Consider the following 21770-nt stretch of genomic DNA (forward strand, 5'->3'; position numbering starts at 1 on the left):
GCCCCCGGCCGGCACCGGCCCCCTTCCGACGCTCCGGCCCCCGCCGGACGAGCCCCCGCCCGCAGCGGAGAATTTGGAGCCCACCCATGACAGCCGCTCCCTCACCGGAGGTGCTCCGCGCCCCCCTCGTCGTCGAGTTCCCCTTCACCCGCTCCCTCGGACCCGTGCAGAGCGCCTTCCTCACCGGGCTGCGCGAGCGCACCGTACTGGGGGTGCGGACCGGCGACGGCACGGTCCTCGTCCCACCGGTCGAGTACGACCCCGCCACCGCCGACGAGATACGCGACCTGGTCGAGGTCGCCCCCACCGGCACCGTCACCACCTGGGCCTGGGAGGCGTCCCCGCGCCGCGGCCAGCCACTCACGACACCCTTCGCCTGGGTCCTGGTGAAACTCGACGGCGCCGACACCGCCCTGCTGCACGTTCTCGACGCCCCGGGGCCCGGAGCCGTGCACTCCGGGCAGCGCGTACGCATCCGCTGGGCCGCCGAACGCACCGGAGCCATCACGGACATCGCCTGCTTCGAGCCGTACGAGAGCGAGGGCGATGGCGACGGCGGGAGCGGGGCCGCGCCCGGGACCGCCGCGCCCGCGCACAGCGGACTGTTCGACGACCTCGTCACCGGCATCACCGCCCCCGCACGCCTCGACTACGTCTACAGCCCCGGCCGCGCACAGAGTGACTACATCAACGCGCTCGCCGACCGGAAGACCGTCGGCGAGCGCTGCCCCTCCTGCGCCAAGGTCTACGTACCCCCGCGCGGCGCCTGCCCCACCTGCGGGGTCGCGACGACCGACCGGGTCGAGGTCGGCCCCGCCGGCACCCTCACCACGTACTGCATCGTCAACATCAAGGCCCGCGGCCTCGACATCGAAGTGCCCTACGTCTACGGGCACATCGCCCTCGACGGCGCGGGCCTCGCACTGCACGGCCGGATCGGCGGCATCCCGTACGACCAGGTGCGGATGGGGCTGCGCGTCGAGCCGGTGTGGACCGAGGGGGCCCGCTTCCCCGACCACTACCGGCCCACCGGCGAGCCCGACGCCGACTACGACACGTACAAGGAGCTGATCTGATGCGGGACATCGCGATCGTCGCCTTCGCACAGAGCGACCACCTGCGGCGCACCGACGAGTGCTCCGAGGTCGAGATGGTGATGCCGGTCCTGCACAGCGTGCTCGCGCAGACCGGGCTGAAAACCAGCGACATCGGCTTCACCTGCTCCGGGTCGAGCGACTATCTGGCAGGACGGGCCTTCTCGTTCACGATGACCCTCGACGGCGTCGGAGCCTGGCCCCCGATCTCCGAGTCCCACGTGGAGATGGACGGGGCCTGGGCGCTGTACGAGGCGTGGGTGAAACTGCTGACCGGCGAGGCCGACACCGCCCTCGTCTACTCCTACGGCAAGTCCTCACCCGGGTCGGTGAGGGACGTACTGACCAGGCAGCTCGACCCGTACTACGTCGCCCCGCTCTGGCCCGACTCCGTCGCGCTCGCCGCGCTCCAGGCGCAGGCGCTGATCGACGCCGGCGAGACCGACGAGCCCGCGCTCGCCGGGGTCGCCACCCGCAGCCGTGGCGACGCGGCCGACAACCCGCACGCCCAACTGCCCGGTGCCAGGCCGCAGGGCGACTACCTGGTGCGGCCGCTGCGCACCGGCGACTGCCCGCCCATCGGGGACGGCGCGGTGGCCGTCGTGCTGGCGGCGGGCGACCGGGCGCGCGACCTGTGCGAGCGGCCCGCCTGGATCCGGGGGATGGACCACCGCATCGAGGCCCACAGCCTCGGCGTACGCGACCTCACGGACTCGCCGTCCGCCCGGCTGGCCGCCGAACGGGCCGGGGCCTTCGAACGCCCCGTCGACACCGCCGAACTGCACGCGCCCTTCACCTCCCAGGAGGTCGTCCTGCGCAAGGCGCTCCGGCTCGGCGACGACGTACGCGTCAACCCGTCGGGCGGCGCCCTCGCCGCCAACCCCGTCATGGCGGCCGGGCTCATCCGGCTCGGCGAGGCCGCGGCCCGGATCCAGCGCGGCGAGTCCGACCGGGCCCTCGCGCACGCCACATCCGGCCCGTGCCTGCAACAGAATCTGGTCGCCGTCCTCGAAGGAGAGGCCCAGTGAGTAACCAGCCAGCGAACAACCGAGGTGCGACCGGCAAGGAGCCCGTGGCCGTCGTCGGTATCGGCCAGACCCACCACGTCGCCGCCCGGCACGACGTGTCCATCGCCGGACTCGTCCGCGAGGCGGCCCAACGCGCCCTGAGCGACGCCGAGCTGACCTGGGCGGACATCGACGCAGTCGTCATCGGCAAGGCCCCGGACTTCTTCGAGGGCCTGATGATGCCGGAGCTCTACCTGGCCGACGCGCTGGGGGCCGTCGGCAAACCCATGATGCGTGTGCACACGGCGGGCTCGGTGGGCGGATCGACCACGCTCGTCGCCTCCAACCTGGTCGCGTCCCGGGTGCACAGGACAGTGCTCACCCTCGCCTTCGAGAAGCAGTCCGAGTCCAACGCGATGTGGGGCCTCTCCCTCCCCGTCCCGTTCCAGCAGCCGCTGCTCGCCGGAGCCGGCGGATTCTTCGCCCCGCATGTGCGGGCCTATATGCGCAGGGCCGGGGCGCCCGACACGGTCGGCTCGCTCGTCGCGTACAAGGACCGACGCAACGCGCTGAAGAACCCCTACGCGCATCTGCACGAGAAGGACATCACCCTGGAGAAGGTCCAGGCGTCCCCCATGCTGTGGGACCCCGTCCGCTACTCCGAGACCTGCCCGTCGTCGGACGGAGCGTGTGCGATGGTCCTCACCGACCGTGCGGGGGCGGCCCGTTCGCCCCGGCCGCCCGCCTGGATGCACGGCGGCGCGATGCGCAGCGAACCGACCCTCTTCGCGGGCAAGGACTTCGTCTCCCCGCAGGCGGGCAAGGACTGCGCCGCCGATGTCTACCGGCAGGCCGGGATCACCGACCCGCGCCGGGAGATCGACGCCGTCGAGATGTACGTCCCGTTCTCCTGGTACGAGCCGATGTGGCTGGAGAACCTGGGCTTCGCGGCCGAGGGCGAGGGCTGGAAACTCACCGAGTCCGGCGCAACCGAGCTGGACGGCGATCTTCCGGTGAACCCCTCGGGCGGCGTGCTCTCCACCAACCCCATCGGCGCCTCCGGCATGATCCGGTTCGCCGAGGCCGCCCTCCAGGTGCGCGGCGCGGCCGGGGAGCACCAGGTGGACGGCGCACGCAAGGCGCTCGGGCACGCCTACGGCGGCGGCTCGCAGTTCTTCTCCATGTGGCTGGTGGGCGCCGAACCGCCCACCGGCTGACGGCACCGAACAGGTGTGGCCTGTCCGTTGCCCGCACGGATCGCTAGGGTGGCCACGGACGACGAACCGGGAGGAGCACGGACGTGGCCGAGAGCACCACCACCCCTCAGCGGACCCTTGCGGGCTGGGACAAGCCGGAGCTCGATCTCACCGACGCGGACTGGCAGTCGGGGAGCCAGGGCCGGGGCGACGTGCAGATCGCCTTCGTGGAGGGCTTCATCGCGATGCGCAACAGCGGCAGGCCGGGCAGCCCGTCACTGATCTTCGATCCGGGCGAGTGGCGTGCCTTCGTCATGGGCGCCCGGGAGGGCGACTTCGACCTGACGTGACAGCGGGCCCGGGCGGCCGGGCCCGGACCGGTCCGCCCGGTGCCCTTGGGCGCCCCGAGCACAGGGTGTGCCCGCCGGCCTACGCTGAGCTTCCCCGTACCCGGCGCCGGGACGATCAGGGCCGGTCCGCACCGTCCGGCCCCGGCTTCGGCGGACCGGCGGGGCCACGTACCATGGCTGTATGTCCTTCCTCCGCCGCCGCAGCGCCGCCACTCCCGCGGGCCCGGACTTCGACGTCCTGGCCATGGACCCGGGTGACTGGCCCGGCAACCTCGGTGCCGGACTCCTTCCCGCACCCGACGGGACCTGCCAGGGCGTCTTCCTGCGGTACGACCTCTTCGGCGGCCGTGGCCCCGCGATGATCATCGGGAATCTGCCGGAGGGCTCGCCCGCCCGTGAGGTCGCCGACGGCCAGATCCCCTTCGAGGTGGCGCAGCTGCTCGCGGCCCTGGAGAACGACGAGCCCATTGAGGTGCTCGACACCGAGGACATGCCGGTGATGCAGGGCGACAACCTCCTCATCGTGCGGCGCCTGAAGCTCTCGGAGAGCCGGATCTCCTGCGTCCAGTTCGACCGCAGCGACAAGGTCCTGGTCACCATCGCCAGCTGGGACCGGCCGATCACGGACGACCTGTACGCCCTTCTGAAGCCGCTGCCCGCGGAGATGTTCCAGCAGGGCTGAGTCCGGTCCCGCTGCCGCCCGGCCCGCAGGGGCGAGTGGCGCCCCCGTACGCAGAAGTCGGGTGACACGGCACCGCCAGAGCCTGGTTGCCGCGACGTTCGCGCTGGTCATCGGCCATGCCAGTGGTCTGTACAACTGTTTCAACAGCCGCCCTGTGCGGCGCTCTTGACGTGCCATCACTCACGTCGGAGAGTGCGCCCATACCGTTCGAGAGATCACCACGGCGCAACTCCCGGCAAGAAGGGCCGTCATGACATCCAAGCAGCGGATCAGACTCGCGCTCGCGCTGACCACCGCGAGCACCTTCGGCCTCGCCCTGCTCAGCCCGGTGGCGCAGGCGACCTCCCCGGGTACCCGGCCGGAGTGCCCCCGCACCCTCGACTGCGAGTGGGCCCCCGCCGCCTATCAGCAGACCGGTGATCCCGCCGACAAGGAGACGTACGGCAACTACGACACCGCGGACCGGCCGCACACCGCGAAGATCAAGTACATCGTCCTGCACGACACCGAGGAAACCTTCGACAAGACACTGCAGATCTTCCAGGACCCGCACAGCCAGACCTCCGCCCACTACGTGGTCCGCTCCGGGGACGGTCATGTGGCGCAGATGGTCAAGGACAAGGGCATCGCCTGGCAGGCGGGCAACTGGTACATCAACCAGCAGTCCATCGGGATCGAGCAGGAAGGGGTGGCGACCGAGGGCTCCAAGTGGTTCACCCCGGCGATGTACCGCTCGACGGCCGCGCTCGTGCGCTATCTCGCGGCCAAGTACGACATCCCGCTGGACCGCCAGCACATCATCGGCCACGACAACGTCCCGCCCACCAGCACCTCCGGGACGGCGGCCATGCACTGGGACCCCGGACCGTACTGGGACTGGGACTACTTCATGAAGCTGGTGGGCAGGCCCACCGTCCCGTCCGCCCCGCCCAGCAGTCAACTCGTCACCATCAGCCCGGTGTTCAAGGAGAACATCCAGAAGTTCCGCGACTGCGAGAAGAACCTGGACCTCCCCGCGCAGGCGTCGAGCGCGGTGCCCCTCCACACCGGGCCCTCCACCGGATCACCGCTCTTCTCCGACCCGGCACTGCACACCGACGGCAAGCCCGGCACCAACTGCGCCGCCGACTGGGGCAGCAAGATCAGCGCATCACAGCAGGCCGTGGTCGCCGGCCGCGCACCCGGCTGGACCGCGATCTGGTGGTACGGCCAGAAGGCCTGGTTCCAGAGCCCGGCGCACACCAGGACCACCACACCCACGTCCGGATACGTGGTCAGGCCGAAGGCCGGCCGGACCGATGTGCCGGTGTACGGGGTGGCCTACCCGGACAAGGGCGAGTACCCGGCGGACTTCACCGCCGGCCGGCTGGGCACGCCCCTCAAGTACACGATCAAGCAGGGCCAGGCCTACCCCGGCGGCGGCGAGGCGCCCACCGGCTACTACTACGCGCCGACGATCGACGCCTCCTACCCCTACGACCACACGTACTTCCCCGGCGCCACCAGGTACGTGACCGTGCAGATCGGACACCGGGTGGCCTTCGTCAAGGCGTCCGACGTCGACATCGTGCGCATCCGCTGACGACCACTCAGGCCGGCGGCCGGCTCCGGCGATGACAGCACGGCGACCGCACGCGGACAGCACGGTGCGCACCCGGTGTGTCTGGCACTGGGCGCGCACCGTGCTTCCCCCTCACCCCTCACGAACCCGGCGTCGGGCCCCGCGGTTCAGCGGGTACCGACCGCCGCGCGGACAGCACGGCGGGCCAGGGCGCAGTCGTCGTGCAGCCGCCTGAGCAGCAGCCGCTGCTCCTCGCCGTGCGAGAGCACACCGGCCTGCGGCTGATGGCCCGCACCGGCCGGCGCGGCCTCGCGGATGGTGCGCTGGACGGCCGTCTCGTACGTACGGATCTCGCGGGTCAGCACCAGCATCAGGTTCACCAGGAAGGCGTCCCTGGCCGCGGGGCCCGCGGCCTGTGCCAGCTGGCTGATCTGGCGCCGCGCCACCGGCGCCTCGCCCAGTACGGACCACAGCGTCGCCAGGTCGTACCCCGGCAGATACCAGCCCGCATGCTCCCAGTCGACCAGCACCGGGCCCGCCGGTGACAGCAGGATGTTGGAGAGCAGCGCGTCACCGTGGCAGAACTGGCCCATGCCCTGCCGGCCGCCGGAGTGCGCGAGGCCGTGCAGCAGCTTCTGGAGATCGCCTAGGTCCCGGTCGGTGAAGAGGCCGAGCTCGTGGTACCTGGCGATCCGGGACGCGTAGTCGAGGGGCTGGCCGAACAGCCCGCCCGGCGGCCGCCAGGCGTTCACCCGGGCGACCGCGCCCAGGACGGCCCGCAGATCCGCACGCGGCGGGGCTTCCACGGGGTGGCGCTGAAGTGCCGCCGCCCGCCCGGCCATCCGCTCGATCACCAGTGTGCAGTTCTCGGGATCCGCGGCGATGAGCCGCGGCACCCGGACCGGTGGGCGGTGCCGGACGAACGTGCGGTATGTAGCTATTTCGTGGCGGAAACTCTCCGCCCAGGCGGGGGACTGGTCGATCAGACACTTGGCAACCGCCGTCGCCCGTCCGGTCGTTCCGACGAGCAGGACCGAGCGACTGCTCCGGCGCAGTATCTGTACGGGGTTGAACTCGGGGCAGATGCGTTGTACCGAAGCGATCGCCATCCGCAGCTGCGCGCCCTGGGGGCCGGACAAGTCGAGCCTCCCGCTGAGCGGTTGGGTGCCCGGTCCCGCCGCCCGCCGGATCCGCCCGGTGCCCAGCGCCGCAGCGGCGTGGGAGGGGTCCAGGTACGGTCCGCCACCGGCAGGGAGGGAACGGTGCGGCCGGGATGGGGCGGACACGGAGGCCGATGCTGTGTACATAGGGGATACAGATCCCTTCGTGTGCCGACGGGTTACCTGCGCTGCCCGCCCCGGTGGCCGGTACGTACCCTGGGGAGTACGGTCCGGCCACCGGGTCGGGGTGGCGCGTTCCTACCTCACAACGGCCTGCGGGTGGCACACCATCTGGCGGACCCTGGCGAACCCTGGCGAATAGTCGCAAGGCATCTGACACACGGTTAATGTCGAACCAGCCGAGAACCTGGGGGCTTGACGTGACCGGAGAACCCAACACCCGCCTGGCAGACCTGTTCGGCCTGGCCGGCTGGTCCAAGGGCGAACTCGCGAGAATGGTGAACCGGCAGGCGGCCGTCATGGGCCACCAGCAGCTGGCGACCGACACCTCGCGGGTCAGGCGCTGGATCGACATGGGCGAGTGCCCGCGCGAACCGGTGCCGAAGGTGCTGGCAGCCCTGTTCACCGAGCGGCTCGGCCGTGTCGTGACCATTGAGGACCTCGGGTTCGTACGGCCTGGGCGCGCTGGGAAACGGCAGGCCGTCGGGAACGCGGAAGAGACAGCGAACCCGGACGGCCTCCCGTGGGCGCCAGAACGGACGGCAGCGGTCCTCACCGAATTCACGGGAATGGACCTCATGCTCAACCGACGCGGCTTGGTGGGCGCAGGCGCTGCGCTTGCCGCAGGCTCCGCACTCAGCAGCGCCATGCACGACTGGCTCCACACCGATCCGGCCCTCGCTTCGGACGCCCCACGCACCGACCGCCCCCTGCACGCCGAGCCCGCCGGTTTCGACCGCTACGAGGCCGCACCCATCGGGTCCCAGGAGATCGAGGCGCTGGAGCACTCCGTCGAGATCTTCCGCGCCTGGGACGCCTCACGCGGCGGCGGGCTCCAACGCAAGGCGGTCGTGGGCCAGTTGAACGAGGTGGGAGGCATGCTCTCCTACCACCACCCCGACTCCCTGCAGCGGCGCCTGTGGGGCGTCGCAGCCAACCTCGCCGTACTCGCGGGCTGGATGTCCCACGACGTCGGCCTCGAACCCACGGCCCAGAAGTACTTCGTCATCGCCGCCCACGCGGCGCGCGAAGGCGGCGACCGTCCACGCGCCGGTGAGGCCCTGTCACGCGCCGCGCGCCAGATGGTCCATCTGGGCCGCCCGGACGAAGCCCTGGATCTGATGAAGCTCGCGCAGAGCGGCTCCGGTGAGCGCAACCTGCCGCGCACCCGCGCCATGCTGCACACCATCGAGGCCTGGGCGCAGGCTTCGCTGGGCCACGGGCAGGCCATGCGGCGCACGCTCGGTGAGGCCGAGGAGCTGTTCGTTTCGGACCGCGGGGACGAGCCCGCGCCGAGCTGGATGCAGATGTTCGACGAGGCGGATCTCCACGGGATGCAGGCGCTGGCTTACCGCACGCTCGCGGACCACGATCCGTCCGCTGCCGCAATCGCCCAGGGCCACGCCAAGCGGGCGCTCGAACTGCGGATCAACGGCCGCCAGCGGTCGAAGATCTTCGACTACATCTCGCTGGCCTCGGCCTGCTTCATCGCAAACGACCCCGAACAGGCCGACCGCTACGCCCGGCTCGCACTGGTGTCGATGGGGGAGACCTCATCGCACCGCACCTGGGACCGGCTGCGTGAGATGTACCGGCTCACCGGGCAGTACGCGCGCCACGGAAGCATCCAGGAGCTGCGGGAGGAGATCCGGCTCGCCATGCCCCAGCAGATGAAGCGGCCCAGGAACGCCCAGGCTTAGCAAGGCGGTTCGGGGAGGGGCGCGGAGAGCGGCGGAGCGAGGCGGCTGGCCGGGCGCAGTGGTGCCCTACGGGGTGCCGACGCGGGCGACCAGCACACAGGAGTCTTCCTGGCGGTCCGTGTGGCCGTACTCTTCGACGATCAGCCGCACGCACTCCTGTGCGGTGCCGGCACCGGTGAACCGCGGTGCCAGTGCGAGCAGTCCGTCCTCGCCCGGGGCGTCCGCGCCGTGCGCGGCCAGCCAGCCGGTGTGCAGGACCAGCACGTCTCCGGTCCGCAGTTGCTCCTGCGCCTGTCCGTACGCCGTCCCCGGCATCGCTCCGAGCAGCACTCCGCTCGGCGGCGTGAGGGCGCGCCCCGTACCCCCGCGGAAGAGCAGGGGGGCGGGGTGTCCCGACTGGGACCAGAGCAGGGTCCGTGCGACGGGGTCGTAACGGCAGCACACCGAACTGCCCAGAGCGGGCTGCGCGGACGCTTCCAGAAGTTCGTTGAGGTGGCCCATCAGGGCGCCGGGGGCGATCCCGGCCACGGCCATGCCCCGCAGCGCGCCCAGCAGCATCGCCATCGCGGAGGTGGCACCCACACCGTGGCCGGTCAGGTCCCCCACGCTGAGCAGCGACTGGCCGTCGGGGAGCGCCATAGCGTCGTACCAGTCGCCGCCGATACGGGACGGCGCGGCGGACGGCAGATAGTGCGCCGCCAGGTCGAGCGCCGCCGGGCCGCCCTGCGGAAGCCGTACCGGACCGCGCCAGGGCGGCAGTACGGCTTCTTGTAATTCGACGGCGACCTGGCGCTCCGTGCGGGCGATCCGCTCCCGGCGCTGGAGGGAGTCCTCCGTCTCGCGCACCGTGCGTTCACTGCGCCGCAGATCACTGACATCGCGCAGCACGGCCCACATCGACGCCGTGCAGCCGTCGCTGTCCAGAACGGGCTCGCCCATCATGTGCAGGGTTCGGACCGTCGAGTCGGGGCGCCTGATCCGGAACTCGCCGTCGATCGGCTTTCCGTCGACCAGGCAGTCGGTGACCATCGCGGTGAGCCGCGTCTGGTCATCGGGCAGTACCACGGACGGGAGTTCGTCCAGGGAGAGCGGCCCGCTCCGGGGCGGCCGGCCGAAGATCTGGTACAGCTCGTCCGACCAGCTGACCTCGTCGGTGAGGAGATTCCAGTCGGCGCTGCCCACGCGGCTGAGCAGGGGGGCCGGCCCGCTGCCGGTCCCGGGGTGGGCATGGGCGCGGTGCCCGGACGGTTCACCGGCGAGGGGCTCCACCCCGGCGGCCGGCAGCCCTTCCTTGAGCTGTCCCAGATGCGTGCCCAGGTCGTCGAGGTGGTGGACGGCCAGATCGCACAGCGCGCGCTGCCAGCGGCCCTGCACATCGTCGTCGTCCGCGACGGCGTCACGTCGTACGGCGTCCATGTCCCCGCGCAGCAGGCGAGTCCGGGTGATGAGCGCGTCAACCGTGCCCCGCTCGGGCGGCTGAGGGGCGGGACGGTCCGCGAACACATGGGACGGCATGACGTACTCCGATACGGGCGCGGCGCGGCCTGGGCTGCGCGATGGACCGGTTACGACTGTTGCACAGGGAGCGAAAGCCCGTAAGGGAATTGGCAACACTCGATGCGGTGGTGCTTCCGGCATATGCCACAGGCCGATGGGAGGGGGAGACCCGGGGCGGGCTGCTGTGGCCCGGCGGGCCGGGGTGCTGCGGCTCACATTCTCTGTCCGGTGGGGGATGGAACATCCAGGCTTGGTACGTCGTTCACCTATATGTGGGAACGGAGCGGAGCGCGTCGGCGCCGACCCTCCGTCCCCGCGTACAGACCGCCCCGGCTGGCCTCCCCCGACCAGTCGGGGCTCTTCTCTGTCCGGCGGTGAGTGCCGGCCGTCGCCGTATCCCGGAGTGCCGTGCCCCGTTCCGTATGGCGTGCGATACGGCGTGCGACCGGAACCATTTCGGCCATGGCCGACAGGGAATATGCCAGAGATATGGCCAGAACCTTATGGTGACAATGCGCCCGCGGTGACGATACTCGTTGACTGTGAAGATTGAATTCCGTTCGATCCAACCGTGATCCACCAGTGAAGGGCCCGCACTTTCCGGCCGGGGACCGACCGGTCCTGAAGCGGGGCTCTGGCCGCGAACTGCCCTGGGGGAGTGGCTGTGCATGACGAATTCCTGTGCCATGTCACCGCGTACGGGTTCTGCGGTGGACGACGCGTCGGTGTGCCGCTCGGCACTTACCGCGCCCCCACCCTCCCGCTGGCCCTGTGGTGGCTGCGGGACCGGGCGACCTGGATCGCCGAACGGCTGGATCCCAGCCCCGGCCGTGGCTGCTTCCCGGTCCGGGCGCTCTTCGAACTGCCCGCCGACGCCCCGGACGTACCGGGCGCCTTCCGTGCCTGGCGGGACGGCGGGCCGCAACAGGACAAGGCCGCCGAAGTGCTGGCCGGCGGCGGTCTCATGCGATTCGCGATCAATGACGACACCACCGAGTACGAACTGCTCGCGGAATCGGTCGACGCGCTGCGGATGCAGCGCGCAATTCCTTCGCTCGCCCCGGCGGGCGCCGAATCCATACCGGAACACCGCAGCCCCCTGCCGGCGCATACGCGGGGCAGCGGGCGCGGTGGCTTCGGTAATCAGCACATGACAGGTCTTCCCTCGGGGGCCGTTCTGCTCGCCACGCTGGACAGCTCCACCGTGGTGTTCAGCTCTGCGGCAGGATGACCGCGCGTCCGTTGATCTTCCCGGCGTGCAGCCTCTCGTAGGCGAGTGGGGCCTCGTCGATCGAGTACGTCTCCACATGGACGTCCACCGATCCGGCGCGTGCCAGATCGAGCACCTCGGCGAGTTCCGGGCGCGAGCCCCAGTACGGCGCGGCCACCGACACCTCGAAGGGGAGCGCGCCGAAGCCGACGGGCAGCGTGCCGCCACCGATCCCGACCAGCGCGACATCGGCCTCGACACCGGCCACCGCACCGGCCAGCGCCACTGTGGCAGGGACGCCCACGAAGTCGAAGACCGCCTGGGCGCCGAGCCCGCCGGTCAGCTCGCGGACCGTGCCGGCCGCGCGCTCGTCGGAGAGCACCGCCTCGTGGGCGCCCACTGTCTTCGCCAGCGCGAGCTTGTCATCCGTGACGTCGAGCGCGACGACCCGCGCGGCGGACATCGCCCGCAGCAGCTGGATGGCCACATGCCCGAGCCCGCCGGTACCGATGACCACCGCCGTGGAGCCGGGGGTGAGCTTCGCGAGCGAGCGCTTGATGGCGTGGTATGGGGTCAGGCCGGCATCGGTGAGCGGCACGGCGCGGACCGGGTCGAGGTCGCCGAGCGGTACGAGATGGCGCGGGCTGTCCACGATCATGTATTCGGCCATCGCGCCGGGGGCACCGAGGCCGGGCGGGTGGATGCCGAGTTCAGCGGCGCGCAGGCAGTAATTCTCCTTGCCCTCGGCGCACTTGACGCAGGTGCCGCAGCCCCACGGACCGTAGACCGCGACGGAATCACCCTCTGCGAACCCGGTGACACCGGCGCCCAGCGCGGCGACCGTGCCGGCCCCCTCGTGCCCGAGGGTGAGCGGAAGGTCGTACGGCAGGCTCTCCGCGGGCCGGCTCATCACGGCGATGTCGGAGTGGCAGACGCCCGCGGCGGTGACCTTCAGGAGGACCTGCCCCGGTCCTGGCTCGGGTTCGGGGACGGTGACTACCTCGGGTGCGGCGCCGACGGTGCGGTACTGGACTGCTTTCATGGTGTGCTCCTCAGCTGGGCGGTGAGCCGGCCCCCGGCACCGGCCCACCGCCGTGATCGGTCAGCGCGCGGCGTAGCCGCCGTCGACGAGGTGGTAGCTGCCGTGGATGAACGAGGCGCGGTCCGAGAGCAGGAACGCCGTCAGCTCCGCCACTTCATCGGCCGTTCCCAGACGGCCCACCGGGTGCAGCGAGACGAGCTGCTCCCGCATCGGGTTCTCGGTGTCGCGCAGCAGCGGAGTGTCGATGAAGCCCGGCCCCACGGCGTTGACGCGGATGTTCTGTGCGGCGTATTCGAGTGCCGCGGTCTTCGTCAGCCCGACGACGCCGTGCTTGGCGGCGACATAGGCGGGGGACCCCGCGAAACCGTTGGTGCCGAGGATCGACGCCATGTTGACGATCGCGCCGCCGCCCGCCGCGAGCATCGCGGGCAGCTCGTACTTGAGCGAGTAGAAGACGCCGTTGAGGTTGGTGTCGATCACACGCTGCCAGTCGGCCACCTCGTACTCACCGGTCGGCAGGCTGGGGCCGCCGATCCCGGCGTTGTTCACGGCGAGATGCAGTGCGCCGAAGGTGTCGGTGGAGTGCCGTACGGCACGCTCCACCGATGCGGGGTCGGTCACGTCGACGGTGACGGCGGTGGCGCGGGCTCCGGACGCCTCAAGACCGGCGGCGGCCTTGCGCGCGCCTTCCTCGTCGTAGTCGGCCACGACGACCGCGGCGCCGCCGCGGGCGAGCCGGCCGGCGATGGCCAGGCCGATGCCGGACGCGCCGCCGGTGACCAGTGCGGTCCGGCCGGCGAACTCATCTGTGGGGGTGGTGTTGCTCATGGTGCCGTGTTCCTTTCGTGCTGTGCGCCCCAGTGGTGTCGGACGCAGTGGCGCCAGGCGCAGTGGTGTCACGCCTGGGGCAGTTCGCCGTTGAGTGCGGCGAACGCGGCGTGAACGATGCCGGGGAGAGCGTCCTCATGCGAGCCCCGGACCCAGGCGGCCTGGGCTGCCACAAGGGCTCCCGCACCCGCACCCACCAGAACAGCGGGGCGCAGGTCGTGCTCGTCGTCAATGCCCATCCGGGTTGCCAGGATCCGGATCGAGTCCGCCTGGGCCTCCACCCGGATGTGCTGAAAGGCCGCGTACAGCGTCGGCTCCCGGTATGCGATCCGCATGAGTTCGAAGATCCGCGGGCGCCGGTGCCAGGCCGGGTGCGCGTCGTCCGTGAGCCAGTCGTCCACCGCGTTGCGATAGGCGACGAGCGGGGCCTCGTCGGCCGGCCGGGCACTGAGGGCGGCGTTGATCCGGTCACCGTCCGCCCGTACGGAGTCCAGTACCGCGTCCTCCTTGCTGGAGAAATAGCGGCTGAACGTCCGGCGGGCGACGTCGGCGCGGTCGGCGATGTCCTCGACCGTGACGGCCTTGAGCCCCCGGTCGCACACGAGGGTGCAGGCGGCTTCCGCGAGCGCCTCACGGGTCCGGCGGGCTTTGCGGCTCCGCCGGTCCTCGGTGGTTCCCTCATCGTTCATACATTCACGTTACACCTAAAAATGTCCCACTGGGACACGAGGCCCAGTGGGACATTTCTGAGTGCGCAGGTGCGTAGGTGCGTAGGTGAGCTGGGGTGCTCAGGCGGGCCGGGGGTTCCGGCGTTGCGGGCCGTCCCCGGTCAGCACGCTCCCTTGTCCCGCCAGACGCCCCAGTCGCCCGTGGTACCCGGCTCCTCGTTCTGGGTCCACCACTGGGCCTGCCAGGTGTGGCCGCCATGGGAGACCGTGTCGCCGCCCGTGTAGACCGCGGTGCTGCTCCAGGCCGCCGCGGTGCAGGCTCCGCCGGGCGGAGTGGGGGAGGTGGAGACGGGTGGTGTGGTCGGGGGTGTGGTGGGTGGTGTCGCCCCGGCGAACGTCACCGCGTACTTGGCGAACTCCCAGTCCGTCTGGGGCACGCTGCTGCAGGTTCCGGACGTGGTGCCGTTGTCCGGCGGGCTGCACTGGCGGTCGCGGTTGAGCGACCAGAAGGTGAAGCGGTCCATGTGGTGGCTGGTGGCGAAGTCCAGGACGGTCTGGAAGTCCGCCTGCTTGAAGTACTCGCCGGTGTCGCTGCGGCCGTTCATGCCGGAGAAGCCCTCATGGGCGTAGGCGGTCGCCTCGTTCCAGCCGAAGGTCGACTGCAGGATGGTGTTGAAGTTGGTGAGCGCGCTCGTCTGTGAGGCGGCTCCGCTGAAGCCCCCGTCGAAGGGCATGATCGAGAAGTTGTTGGGTGTGAACCCCTGCGACTTGGCCTCGTTCAGCATCTGCTTGCCGAACCAGCCGGTGCCGTCGGCCGTGCCCGCGGTGGTGACCGACACGTACAGGCCCGGGTTGCTCTGCTGGAGGATCTTCGCCGCGCCGATCTCGTGCGCGACGGCCGCGGTGTTCTCGTACTCCGGCTCCTCCAGGTCGAAGTCGATGGCCTTCAGCTGGTACTTGGTGATGACCTGCTGGTACGCGGCGGCAGTCGATGCCGCGTCGGAGCAGGCCTGGCCGAGCTTGGTGCCGCCGTACCCGCCGATGGAGACCGAGACGTCGCCGCCCTTGGCGCGGATCGCGCTGATGACGGAGCTCACCGCGGTGTCGGACGAGACGGCCGATGTGCCGCCCCAAGTCGGGCTGCAGCCACCGCCGTTGGGGGCAAGGATGAACGCGAGCTGGAAGGCCTTGAGTCCGGTGGCGTCCATGATGGCCCCGGCGTCGGGCGGGTTGTTGTCGGTGGGCATGAGGTAAGGGGCCGCCGCGTACCAGCGGTTGCTGAGTGCGGTGGCCCCGTTGGTGCCGGTGGTCGCTCCGGCCGCCTGGCCGGTGCTGAATGCGGCCAGCCCGGCGGCGGCCAGCGCGGCGGTCGCCACGCCACAGAACAGGGCACGGATGCGAATGCGTTTCATCTGACGGTCTCCTGAGTGGGGGAGTGGCCGCCAGAATCGGTGCCTGTCGGGTGCGCGTCAACGACTTGGACTAGACCATTGCCAATCCTTGGGGAACGCCGCTGCGGGGAATGGGCTCGAAGGGAGGGGGCGGCGGGGCCTCAGCCGGCCGGCAGCTCCTCACCGCACCGGGAACAGAAACGCGCGTCGGACTCCTGCGCGAGGCGCCCGCAGCCGGGGCAGACCAGATGGAGCAGACACGCCGCTTCGCCGCCTCCCCGCTCGACGGGGGCGGTGGGGGCGGCGGGCATGGTGGATGCCGGGGCGGCGGAGGCGATGGAGAGGCCGGGGCGGCGGCGGTGCACGGTGAGGTAGCAGAGCCCGTCCGGTCCGGCGGCGAGTGAGCGCCGGACGCCGTGCGGCAGCCAGATGACCGCGCCCGGTGCCAGCTGCTGCCGTCCCCCGGCCGTTTCCAGCTGTCCGCCGCCGCCGACCACGCACACGAGCACGTCGAGATCCGGTTCCACATGTCCGGCGACCTCGGCGTCCGGCGTCAGCCGGATCACGTTCGAGTCAAGCTGCCGCTCCGGTTCGGCCAGCCGCCAGAGCGCACCGCGGTCCCCTTCGGTGGCATCGCGGACGAGGCGGGCGGTGTCGGTGACGACACCGGGGGCGGGGGTGCTGGACAACGGATCCTCCTGCTGCGGACGTACGGCCGGCGAGGGGGAAATGCCACGTCCGCCCGCGCCGGCCCGCCGCACTCAGGACCGGGTGAGCACCACCACGGGGATCGCACGCTCGGTCTTGCTCTGGTACTCGTCGTACTGGGGCCAGGCGGCAGCCATCGTCCGCCACATGTCCGGCTTCTCGCCGGGCTGCGCGGTCCGCGCGTGCGCCGTGAAGCGGTCGCCCTTCACCTGCACCTGGACCTCGGGCTCCGCCTGGAGGTTCAGATACCAGGCCGGCGGTTGGTCGGAGCCGCCCTTGGAGGCGACGACCAGCAGGTCGTCCCCGTACGGCTGGTAGATCAGCGGGGTGCTGCGCTGCTGGCCGCTCTTGCGGCCGGTGGTGGTGAGGATCAGGGTCGTCGTTCCCTGCCACTCATGTCCTTCGGCTCCGTCGGTTGCGACGTAACGCTCGACATGCTCGTTGCCGAACAGCATCTCTGAACCCATCTGTTGTCGGAATCCTCAGGTACCCCCCGTGTCCAACGTACGCCGGTGCGCCCCTGGTTCAGCCGCCGGCGCCCATGCGCTCGGGCACGGCGGGTGTGTCCAGCTGCTGTGTGGTGTCCTGGTGGAGCAGCCCGATCAGCCGGTCCGCCTCGGCGCGCGTCAGATGGAGGAGCATCGCGTCCTCGGGATGCGCGGGGCCGGGCGGGGCGATCACCAGCCGCGCGGTGCTCGCACCGGCCGAGTCGGTGGTGAAGGACGGCGGGAACGCCTGGCGCCAGTTGACGAGAGCGTCCCTGCGCCGGCCGTGCGGAGAGCTGATATCGCGAGCGACCCAGCCCGTCGTCACCTGGGCGAGATGATCCAGCTTCTGAGAATTCGTCACCGTTTCATAGTGGCCGCACGGCCGGTCGCGCGCTCGCTGGAGGCACGCGCAGGGGTGACGTCGCAGTGACGTCCCGCGGCCCCCGGTCAGTACTCCGGCGGGCGCCCGGCCGGCGGGACCTCCTCGGCCGGTGCGACCGGCCCCGGAGGTGTGCCGTCCCCGAACGGGCGGCCGCCCAGCTCCTCCCGGTAGTGGGGGGTGAACCAGCCGCTCAGGTCCGGGCCCAGCGGCACGATGCCGGTCGGGTTGATGCCCGTGTGCACCTGGTAGTAGTGCCGCTTGATGTGGTCGAAATCGACCGTGTCACCGAAGCCGGGTGTCTGGAACAAGTCCCTGGCGTACGCCCAGAGCACCGGGTCCTCGGTCAGCTTCGACCGGTTGCACTTGAAGTGGCCGTGGTAGACGGCGTCGAACCGCACCAGTGTGGTGAAGAGCCGGATGTCCGCCTCGGTGACCGTGTCCCCCACCAGATAGCGCTGCCCGGTCAGCCGCTCGGACACCAGGTCGAGCCGCTGGAACACATCGCGGTACGCGTCGTCGTACTCGCCCTGCTCCGAGGCGAACCCGGCCCGATACACCCCGTTGTTGACGTCGCGGTAGATCCCCTCCATGACCTCGTCGATCTCGTCGCGCAGCCGCTCCGGATACAGCTCGGGCGCACCGGGCCGGTGCAGCGCGGACCATTCGGTGGCGAGGTCCAGCGTGATCTGCTGGAAGTCGTTGGTGACCAGCTGCCCGCTGGGTACGTCGACGATCGCGGGGACACTGACACCGCCCGGGTAGCCCGACTCCCGCGCGTCGTAGGCCTCGCTGAGGAAGCGGATGCCGAGCACCGGGTCCCGGCCGCCGGGGTCGAGGGTGAAGCGCCAGCTGCGGTCGTCCTGGACCGGGTCGGTGACGCTCAGCGACAGCGCGTCCTCCAGGCCGAGCAGCCGCCGTGACACCAGCGCGCGGCTCGCCCACGGGCAGGCCCTGCTGACCACCAGCCGGTACCGCCCGGCCTCGGCCGGCCAGCCGTCGCGGCCGTCGGCCGTGATGCGGTCGGCGAAGTGGCTCTTCGACCGCTTGAACGGCTTCCTGCCGTATCCGGAGTTGCCGTCGTCGTCGCCGCTGTCGGCGCTCTCGGTGGGCTGGTTCATCACCGTGGTCCTTCCCGTTGGCCGTGCCCGGTGTGCGGTGCCGGGTGTGCGGTTGCCTGGTGTCCCGTCCCGTCCGTACGCCGGAGGACAGCCCCGTACGTACGCCTGTCCCGCCGCGGCCCCCGTATCCGTCCACGGACCCGCGGGAACCACGCGACACTTCCAGGCTGACACTGTTCGCCCGCACCGCACAGCCGGAAGCGGTTCCGGGCCGCCGCCACGCTCAGGAAGAAGCGGGCGCCGTCGCCCCCACCGGCTCCCTGCGGACCACGTCCACCAGCGACAGATCCGTGATCTTGAGGCTGGGCGACACCGCGAGCGTGAGCGTCGACACGCTCATGAACGGGTTGAGGTGGTCCCAGCCCCACTCCGTCAGCGCGGTCCGCACCGCGCCCGACTGCGCGGCGATCTCCTCGGCCGGTGCCGGGGACATCACGCCTCCGACCGGCAGCGGCAGCCGGGCCGCCACCGCGTCGCCGTGCACGACGGCGACCCCGCCGCCGTCGGCGAGCACCGCGGCCGCGGCCTTCGCCATCGCGGTCCTGGTCGTCCCCACGGTCACCAGGTTGTGGCTGTCGTGGGCGTACGTCGTCGCGACCGCGCCCGCACCGAGGTCACGGCCCAGCAGCGGGGCGAAGACCGTACCGGAGCGGCCGTAGCGGTTGCGTACCCGGACCAGGGTCACCCGGCCCTCCCACTGCACCTCGCCGTCGCGGACCGGCAGTTCGGCCTCCGTGGGCTCGGTGTACGTGTCGCGCGAGTTGACCCGCATGGCCCGGAAGCGGTGCACACCGTCGGGCAGCCCCACCCGCCAGCGGAAGCCCTCCGGGGTCTGCGGCTCGACGTCGAAGGTGCCGGACAGCGCGCCGGCCACCGGCTCCGCCGCGTACACCGGTTTCCCGTCCCGTGCCACGGTCCGGCCGCCCGCGATCACCAGGGCCGGGTCGAAGGCGGTCAGCTCGCCGCGGAGCAGGACCAGGTCGGCCCGCTTGCCCGGAGCGACCACCCCGCGGTCGTACAGCCGCAGCCGCTGCGCCGGGTTCCAGGTCAGGGCGCGCAGCACGTCGACCGCGGGCAGCCCGGCCAGGACCGCGACGCGCGCGATGTGGTCGAGGTGGCCGGTGGAGAGGATGTGGTCGGCGGCCAGATCGTCGGTGACCAGGCACAGCGGCGGCAGCTGCGGCAGTGCAAGGAGCGCCTCGACTACCTCGGGGAGCAGACACTTCTCCTGGAGCATCATCAGCATGCCCATCCTGGCCTTCTCCAGGACGACTTCGGTGCGGTTCTTGGTGTGGTCCGAGTCGACACCGGTGGCCATGTACGCGCTGAGTTCGGCCCCGCTGAGATTCGGGCAGTGGCCGTCGAGGATGACCCCGCGCTCGCGGGCCGCGCCCACGATGCCCCGCATCCGGGGTTCGTCGGCCACCACCGCCCGGTAGTCCATGACCTCGCCCAGCGCGATGACGCCCGGCCACTGGAGCATCGCGTCGATGTCACCGGCGGAGAGGCTGGCGCCCGCGTGCTCCAGGCCCTCGAGCGCGGGAACGCAGGACGGCACCCCCCAGAGCTGGGTCTGCGGGGTCCCCTGTCCGGCCTCGGTCATCCAGCGCATCGCCTCGGCGCCCGCGACATTGACGATCTCGTGCGGGTCGGCCAGGACTGTCGTCGTACCGCGTGCGAGAGTCAGGCCGGCGAAGGTCTGCGGGGTGAGGAACGAGCTCTCGATGTGCATGTGCGCGTCGACGAAGCCGGGCACGATGAGCATCCCGGTGGCGTCCACCTGCTCCCGCGCTTCGCCGGGCGCGCCGGGCGGCAGCACACCGGTGATGCGGTTGCCGCGCAGCAGGACGTCGGCTGCGAACTCCTCACCCGTGAACGTGGACACCACCCGGCCGCCGCTGATGCGGACGTCGTGCGGTTCCGGCAGGTGCTGCTGGTCAGTGGTCATGCGGTAGTGCTCCTCAGCGAGCCGTCGGAGTCCCGGACAGCGGTCCCCGAACCTCGGGGCGGCGGGGTCAGGGGACGAGTGTGTAGAAGTAGTAGCCGAGCGGGATCATCACGATCCACAGCCCGAGCGGGATCTCCCGGAACCGGCCCGCGGCGGCTTTGACCAGCACGTGGGCGGCGAGGCCGACGGCGATCCCGGTGCCGAAGTTGCCGAAGAAGATGGTCGTCGCGACCACCAGCGCGGCCGGGATCGCGTCCGTCGGGTCCCGGAAGTCGACGTTGCGCAGCGCGCCGAGCATGCTCAGGCCGATGTACATCAGCACCGGAGCGGTCGCCGCCGACGGGATCAGGGTGGCGAACGGCGTGACGAGCAGCAGCGCCGCGAAGCCGAGTGCCGCGTACACCGATGTGAGCCCCGTGCGGCCGCCGCTGTCCGCGCCCGCCGACGACTCCAGGTACGCCGTCATGCTCGGCGCACCGAGTCCGGCGCCGCCGATCACCGCGCCCGAGTCGACGTAGAACGGCCGCCGGATGCCCGGGACATTGCCGTCCTTGTCGGTCAGACCGGCCCGGCCGGCCACGGCCAGCAGGGTGCCCGTCATGGAGAAGAACTCCGAGACGAAGAAGGCGAAGATGTACGGGAAGTACGCGGGCTTCAGCGCGCCCAGGATGTCGACGTGGAACACGACGGATCCCGGGCCGGCGGGCGCCCCGAAGAAGTGGCCGGGCAGCTCGGTCACACCGCACGGGATGCCCGCCAGGGTCACCACGGCCATGGTGATCAGGAACGCGCCGGGCACCTTCCGGGTCACCAGCGCCGTCAGCAGCACCAGGCCGCCGAGCGCGAGCAGGGCCGCCGGCTGTGAGAGGTCGCCGATGCTCAGGGAGTTGCCGGCGGGCTTCGCGATCACCAGCCCGCTGTCGCGGAAGCCCAGCAGCGCGATGAAGAGCCCGAGGCCGCCGCTGATCGCGTACTTGAGGTTGAGCGGCATCAGCCGGGTGATCAGGTCGCGGATGCCCAGGGCGGTGAGCACCAGGAACGCCACACCGGACCAGAACACCATGCCCAGTGCGGAGCTCCAGGGGACCCCGTCCTGGCCGACGATGGTGACAGCGAGCAGTGCCACCCCGCCGAGACCGGGGGCGAGGACGAACGGCAGGTTCGCGAACAGGCCCATCGCGAGCGTGGCCAGCACGATCGCGATGATCACGGCGGTGGTGACCGGGCCGAGCGGGAGACCCGCCTTCGCCAGCTGGCCGGGCACGACCACCGCCGCGTAGGCGGCCGCCACGAACATGGAGAGGCCCGCGACGGCCTCGGTGCGTGGCGTGCTGCCGCGCTCGCTGATGTGGAACACCCGTTCCAGCGGCGAGGAGCGTGGCCCGGGGGCCAGGTCGGGCGCGTCCTGTACGTCGGACACGTCGGGTCGGTGCATGAGTACCTCGGCAGGATGAGAGGGCGAGGCCGGCGTTCCGGATCTGTTGGGCATCTCCGGCGCGACTCCGCTGGGCCGCGCCGCCGGGACTTCTGCAACCGGTCTCTGTAACCGGTTGCAGAGGC

At 71.1% G+C, this 21770-nt stretch carries 19 protein-coding genes and 1 pseudogene; 8 read left to right on the forward strand and 12 right to left on the reverse strand.

The features are described from left to right. The first annotated feature begins 86 nt into the window (after positions 1-86). The 6 genes from OG452_RS33115 (at position 87) to OG452_RS33140 (ending at position 5911) form a co-directional block, all read left to right on the forward strand. A complete protein-coding gene (locus OG452_RS33115) occupies positions 87-1076 on the forward strand; it encodes a Zn-ribbon domain-containing OB-fold protein (protein ID WP_327299231.1) in 990 nt (329 codons plus the stop codon). Then, positions 1076-2122, forward strand: coding sequence for a thiolase domain-containing protein (locus tag OG452_RS33120; protein ID WP_327299232.1), 1047 nt, complete (start codon positions 1076-1078; stop codon positions 2120-2122). The genes OG452_RS33115 and OG452_RS33120 overlap by 1 nt, the downstream gene beginning before the upstream one ends. After that, a complete protein-coding gene (locus OG452_RS33125; protein WP_327299233.1) occupies positions 2119-3318 on the forward strand; it encodes a thiolase domain-containing protein in 1200 nt (399 codons plus the stop codon). Before OG452_RS33120 ends, OG452_RS33125 begins: the two co-directional genes overlap by 4 nt. A gap of 83 nt (positions 3319-3401) precedes the next feature. Beyond that, positions 3402-3647 carry a DUF397 domain-containing protein gene (locus OG452_RS33130; RefSeq protein WP_327299234.1) on the forward strand — a complete coding sequence of 82 codons (246 nt, stop codon included), beginning with the start codon at positions 3402-3404 and terminating at the stop codon, positions 3645-3647. A gap of 181 nt (positions 3648-3828) precedes the next feature. Next, positions 3829-4329 carry a hypothetical protein gene (locus OG452_RS33135; protein ID WP_164267725.1) on the forward strand — a complete coding sequence of 167 codons (501 nt, stop codon included), beginning with the start codon at positions 3829-3831 and terminating at the stop codon, positions 4327-4329. Positions 4330-4579: 250 nt separating this feature from the next. Continuing rightward, the gene (locus OG452_RS33140) at positions 4580-5911 is read left to right on the forward strand and encodes an N-acetylmuramoyl-L-alanine amidase (protein WP_327299235.1); all 1332 of its coding nucleotides are present in this window, start codon (positions 4580-4582) and stop codon (positions 5909-5911) included. A 146-nt stretch (positions 5912-6057) separates the two neighbouring features. Here the strand turns inward: OG452_RS33140 and OG452_RS33145 are convergent, their stop codons facing one another. Further along, positions 6058-7197: an aminoglycoside phosphotransferase family protein gene (locus OG452_RS33145; protein ID WP_327299236.1), complete on the reverse strand. Its 1140-nt coding sequence runs from the start codon at positions 7195-7197 to the stop codon at positions 6058-6060. 233 nt (positions 7198-7430) lie between these two features. Here OG452_RS33145 and OG452_RS33150 point away from each other — a divergent pair, with 233 nt between their 5' ends. Beyond that, complete coding sequence (locus OG452_RS33150; protein WP_327299237.1) at positions 7431-8930, forward strand: DNA-binding protein NsdB; 1500 nt, start codon at positions 7431-7433, stop codon at positions 8928-8930. A gap of 66 nt (positions 8931-8996) precedes the next feature. Here the strand turns inward: OG452_RS33150 and OG452_RS33155 are convergent, their stop codons facing one another. After that, the gene (locus OG452_RS33155) at positions 8997-10445 is read right to left on the reverse strand and encodes a PP2C family protein-serine/threonine phosphatase (protein WP_327299238.1); all 1449 of its coding nucleotides are present in this window, start codon (positions 10443-10445) and stop codon (positions 8997-8999) included. Between the two features lie 646 nt (positions 10446-11091). On the opposite strand from OG452_RS33155, the pseudogene OG452_RS33160 reads away from it, so the two are divergent. Further along, positions 11092-11484, forward strand: a pseudogene (locus OG452_RS33160) (hypothetical protein); the annotation flags it as partial. Positions 11485-11638: 154 nt separating this feature from the next. Here the strand turns inward: OG452_RS33160 and OG452_RS33165 are convergent. The 10 genes from OG452_RS33165 to OG452_RS33210 form a co-directional block, all read right to left on the reverse strand. Beyond that, entirely contained in the window at positions 11639-12679 is a 1041-nt protein-coding gene (locus tag OG452_RS33165) for an NAD(P)-dependent alcohol dehydrogenase (RefSeq protein WP_327299239.1), read from the reverse strand. 60 nt (positions 12680-12739) lie between these two features. Further along, positions 12740-13507, reverse strand: a complete 768-nt coding sequence (locus OG452_RS33170) for an SDR family NAD(P)-dependent oxidoreductase (RefSeq protein WP_327299240.1) — start codon at positions 13505-13507, stop codon at positions 12740-12742. 68 nt (positions 13508-13575) lie between these two features. After that, on the reverse strand, positions 13576-14196 hold the full coding sequence (locus OG452_RS33175) for a TetR family transcriptional regulator (RefSeq protein ID WP_327299241.1): 621 nt from the start codon (positions 14194-14196) through the stop codon (positions 13576-13578). A 140-nt stretch (positions 14197-14336) separates the two neighbouring features. Then, positions 14337-15587 carry a chitinase gene (locus OG452_RS33180; RefSeq protein WP_327299242.1) on the reverse strand — a complete coding sequence of 417 codons (1251 nt, stop codon included), beginning with the start codon at positions 15585-15587 and terminating at the stop codon, positions 14337-14339. A 140-nt stretch (positions 15588-15727) separates the two neighbouring features. After that, the gene (locus OG452_RS33185; RefSeq protein ID WP_327299243.1) at positions 15728-16255 is read right to left on the reverse strand and encodes a hypothetical protein; all 528 of its coding nucleotides are present in this window, start codon (positions 16253-16255) and stop codon (positions 15728-15730) included. A gap of 72 nt (positions 16256-16327) precedes the next feature. After that, on the reverse strand, positions 16328-16741 hold the full coding sequence (locus OG452_RS33190) for a nitroreductase family deazaflavin-dependent oxidoreductase (protein WP_327299244.1): 414 nt from the start codon (positions 16739-16741) through the stop codon (positions 16328-16330). A 58-nt stretch (positions 16742-16799) separates the two neighbouring features. Then, complete coding sequence (locus OG452_RS33195) at positions 16800-17123, reverse strand: hypothetical protein (protein ID WP_327299245.1); 324 nt, start codon at positions 17121-17123, stop codon at positions 16800-16802. Positions 17124-17209: 86 nt separating this feature from the next. Further along, positions 17210-18262 (reverse strand): glutathione S-transferase family protein, encoded by a 1053-nt coding sequence (locus OG452_RS33200; RefSeq protein ID WP_327299246.1) that lies wholly within the window; start codon positions 18260-18262, stop codon positions 17210-17212. A gap of 223 nt (positions 18263-18485) precedes the next feature. After that, the gene (locus OG452_RS33205) at positions 18486-20210 is read right to left on the reverse strand and encodes an adenine deaminase C-terminal domain-containing protein (protein WP_327299247.1); all 1725 of its coding nucleotides are present in this window, start codon (positions 20208-20210) and stop codon (positions 18486-18488) included. 67 nt (positions 20211-20277) lie between these two features. Further along, the gene (locus OG452_RS33210; protein WP_327299248.1) at positions 20278-21630 is read right to left on the reverse strand and encodes an NCS2 family permease; all 1353 of its coding nucleotides are present in this window, start codon (positions 21628-21630) and stop codon (positions 20278-20280) included. Positions 21631-21770 lie beyond the last annotated feature (140 nt).

The organism is Streptomyces sp. NBC_01197 (assembly GCF_036010505.1).
Classification (GTDB): domain Bacteria; phylum Actinomycetota; class Actinomycetes; order Streptomycetales; family Streptomycetaceae; genus Streptomyces.